Annotated in this window: 1 pseudogene; it reads left to right on the forward strand. The window is 45.7% G+C overall.

The annotated features are described in order from the left end of the window. Positions 1 to 291 (forward strand): annotated as a pseudogene (locus lacNas_RS03480) (RNA-guided endonuclease InsQ/TnpB family protein); the annotation flags it as partial.

Consider the following 291-nt stretch of genomic DNA (forward strand, 5'->3'; position numbering starts at 1 on the left):
GCTTAGCATCAAGCTTGCAGATGGCTTAAAAAAGGTCAATCGCATCGCAATTAAGCCACTGTCAAATGGTTATAAACTCACAGTAGCCTACACTCCAGCTGCAAGCCAGAAGCCATATCTGCCAGACAACTGCCGCTATATCGGTATTGACCCAGGTGTTGATAATGCATTTGCCTGCGTCTCAAATACGGGTGACAAGGCCTTACTCATTAGTGGTCGTGCGATCAAATCCGTCAACCAATACTACAACAAGCGCATGGCGAAATTGAAGAGTCTTCAAGCTCAATACCA

It is taken from the genome of Lactobacillus nasalidis, assembly GCF_016587775.1.
Classification (GTDB): domain Bacteria; phylum Bacillota; class Bacilli; order Lactobacillales; family Lactobacillaceae; genus Lactobacillus; species Lactobacillus nasalidis.